Below are 3195 nucleotides of genomic sequence, written 5' to 3' on the forward strand. Positions count from 1 at the left end.
CCAGCGGGCCGGCTCCCCGCCGCGCGTCGCGGTGGGCGGCTGGACGTGCGCCGCGGCGGCGCCCGGCTCGTGCCCGCCCGCGACCTGCTCGGCCTGCGGCGCGCCCCCGCGCGCACGGCGGTGGCGTGCGCCGCGGGCCTCGGCGCCGCGCTGCTGCTCGTGACCGCCGCCCCCGGCAGCGCGGCGGGGGTCCTCGCCGCCGTCGGCCTGCACGTCGCGACGGCCGGCTGGGCCGCGGGGCTCGCGGCCCACGTGGAGAACGCCGAGGGCAGCGGGCTCGTGCCGGACGGGGCCGCCCGGGTGTTCGCCCGGCACCTGCTGGTCCCCGGGCTCCTGACGGCCGCGGTCACCCTCGCCCCGACGACCGCCGCCGTGCTGCTGGGCGCCGCGTCCCCCGCCGCGGCGACGACGGCGGCGTCGCTCGCCCTGCTCGCCGTGGCCGCCCGGGCGTGGCAGACGTCCGCCCCGCTGCTGCCGGCGTCCCTGCTCACTCCCGTGCTCACGCCCGCCGGTGACCTGTCGGGGCTGCTCGTGGCGGCCTGGTTCGCCCGGGGCTGGCTGCTCGTCGCGGGAGTCGCCGCCCTCGCCGGGCCGGCGTCGTCCGCGGGCGCCGCCGTGCCGCCCGCGATCGCCGTCGCCGCGGCCGTCGCCGTCGCCCTCCGCACGGCCCGGCGGGCGCGGTCCTGGGTCTGACCCCGCGCCCCACCCGGTCGCGACGAGCCGCTGCGCCGCCGCGTGTGACCGTTCCGGCACAAGGGGTCCCGGGGCGGGAACGGCGCGGGAACCACGGCGCCACACCGCGTTCCCAACGTGGTCGGTGGGGCCGCGTCCGCGGCCGCGAGGACTCGGAAGGGGACGACGATGCGCGGGAAGCTCTCGGTCGCAGGGGCAGTGCTGGCGGGTGCGGTGCTGGCCGCCGGCACGGTGGTCACGGGCGTGACGACGGCGGGGGCGGCGACGCCCACCACGGCGGGGGCGCAGACCATCCGGTTCGCCCCGGGCGCGACCAGCAGTTCCGTCGCCGGCTCCGTCGGGGCGCACGGCGAGGTGCGCTACCGGTTCGCGGCGCGCGCCGGGCAGACCGTCGACGTCGCGTTCACCCGCAGCACGAGCGCCGCGACGTGGACGCTCGTCGGCCCCTCCGGCCCGGCCCTGCACGACGCCCGGAGCCCGCGGCAGAGCAGCGGCTCGATCGTGCTGCCGGAGACGGGCACCTACTCCCTCGACGTCGACTCCACCCGGGCCGCGACCTACCGGCTGCAGCTCGCCATCCCGCGCGGGACGCAGCTGCGCTTCGCGCCCGGGACCACGAGCACCACCGTCCGCGACACGCTGCCCGCCGCCACGACCCGCACCTACACCGTGGGGGCCGTGCGCGGCCAGACGGCGAGGGTGCGCTTCGCCACCACCCGCGGGACCGCGACGTGGTCGCTCGTCGGGCCTGCGGGCGAACCCCTGCACACCTCGATGGTGCAGCAGCAGGCGGACGTGACGGTCGCGCTGCCCGGCACCGGCCGTTGCTGGCTGCAGGTGCAGTCGGCGCAGGGTGCGCGGTACCAGCTCACGCTGTCGATCCCCCGCTGACGGTCCGTCAGGCCCCGCAGACGCGGTTGCGGCCCCCGGCCTTGGCCGCGTAGAGCTCGACGTCGGCCTGGCGCAGCAGGCTGAACTGGGTGGCGTCGTCGTCGGCGAGCGCGATGCCGGCGCTCACGGTGATCGACCGGCCCGGGGTGACCGCGGACCAGTCGTGCTCCTCGACGGCCCGCCGGACGGCCTCGACGCGCGCGGTCGCCCGCTCGACCGTGGTCGCCGCGAGCACGAGCAGGAACTCCTCGCCGCCCAGGCGCGCCGCGAGACCGGCGCCCTCCGGCAGGTCGGCGAGGCCCCCGGCGAGGAGCTCCGCGAAGGTGACGAGCACCTGGTCGCCCACCTCGTGCGAGTACCCGTCGTTCACGGCCTTGAAGTGGTCGAGGTCGAACAGGGCCGCGACGACGGGCAGGCCGCCGCGGCGCCGGGCGTCCAGCAGGGCCGGCAGCCGCTCGCCCACCGCGAGCCGGTTGTGCAGGCCGGTGAGGGGGTCGCGGCGCGCCTCCTCGCGGAAGCGCGCGGCGTCCGCACGGGCCTGCGTCGACTCGTACATCGCCTGCCGCGCACGGCTCTGCTCCTGGCGCCGCAGCGAGACGAGTTCCTTGTCCGCAGCGTGGAACGCCTGGTGCGCCGCGAACGCGCCGCGGAAGTCGCCCTTCCCCGCGAGGACCTCCGCCTCCTCCTCGAGCAAGCGGGCGGTGATGTCCCCGTACCCGTGGTCGGTGCTGATGCGCCGGGCGCGGACGATGCAGCGCGCGGCCTCGTCCAGGTCCCCCGTGTGCCGACGCGCGGTCGCGAGCGTCAGGAGGATGTCGGGCAGGTCGTCCCCGGCCTTGTTGTCCTTGCGCTCCAGCACCTCCAGCGCCTGCAGGGCCGCCTCGACGGCCTGGTCCGGACGCCCCTGCAGCAGGTGGATGTGCGCGACGGTGTCGAGCTCGTCGGAGTTCAGCTCGGCCCCGTAGTGCGCGGCCAGGGCGACGAGCCGCTCGGCGTCGGCGACGGCCTGCGCGGTGTTGCCCTCCATCAGCTCGCCGAACGCGCTGTTGTTCACCGCGCGCACGTGCAGCTCGGGGTCGCCGACCGCCAGCAGCTCGGCCTGCGCGTAGCGCTCCCGCGCGCCCTCGACGTCGCCCACCGCACCGAGCACGTCGGCCATCTTGATGAGGAACTGCGCCTGCAGCCGCGGCGACACGTCGCCGCCGAGGTGCGGCAGGGCGTCCAGGGCGTGGTCCAGAGCGGTCGCGGAGTCCCCGAGGCTGGAGAAGACGCGCATGAGGACCCACGCCGTCCGCACCTGGTGCTCGGCGGGCAGCTCCTGCGGACCGGCGCGGAGCTCGCGGACGGCCCGGGCCGCCTCGGAGGTCCGCCCCATGCGCTGCAGGGCGTCGGCCACGAGGACGCGCGCGGTCAGCGCGAGGTCGCCGTCGCCGGCCTGCGCGGCCCCGGCCTGCACGACCGTCGCGCGCTCGAGGGTCGCCGCGGGGTCCACCCCGACGAGGACCACCAGCTCGGCCAGCGTCCGCTGCGCGGCGTCGGCGTCGAAGGCGGGTCCGGCGCAGCCCACGAGGGCCGCTGGAGCGTCGACGAGCACACGGACCTCCCCCGACG

2 protein-coding genes and 1 pseudogene are annotated in these 3195 nt (G+C 77.8%); 2 read left to right on the forward strand and 1 reads right to left on the reverse strand.

Going from position 1 to position 3195, the window contains the following annotated elements:
* Window positions 1-693 (forward strand): annotated as a pseudogene (locus GTR02_RS20835) (hypothetical protein); the annotation flags it as partial.
* Window positions 694-861: 168 nt separating this feature from the next.
* Window positions 862-1584 (forward strand): PPC domain-containing protein, encoded by a 723-nt coding sequence (locus GTR02_RS20840; RefSeq protein WP_166609390.1) that lies wholly within the window; start codon window positions 862-864, stop codon window positions 1582-1584.
* A 7-nt stretch (window positions 1585-1591) separates the two neighbouring features.
* Here GTR02_RS20840 and GTR02_RS20845 read toward each other — a convergent pair.
* Window positions 1592-3195: GGDEF domain-containing protein (locus GTR02_RS20845; RefSeq protein ID WP_166609391.1), on the reverse strand; the 1604-nt coding region annotated here is incomplete at its 5' end.

Origin of the sequence: Kineococcus siccus (assembly GCF_009906795.1) — a bacterium.
GTDB classification, from domain to species: domain Bacteria; phylum Actinomycetota; class Actinomycetes; order Actinomycetales; family Kineococcaceae; genus Kineococcus; species Kineococcus siccus.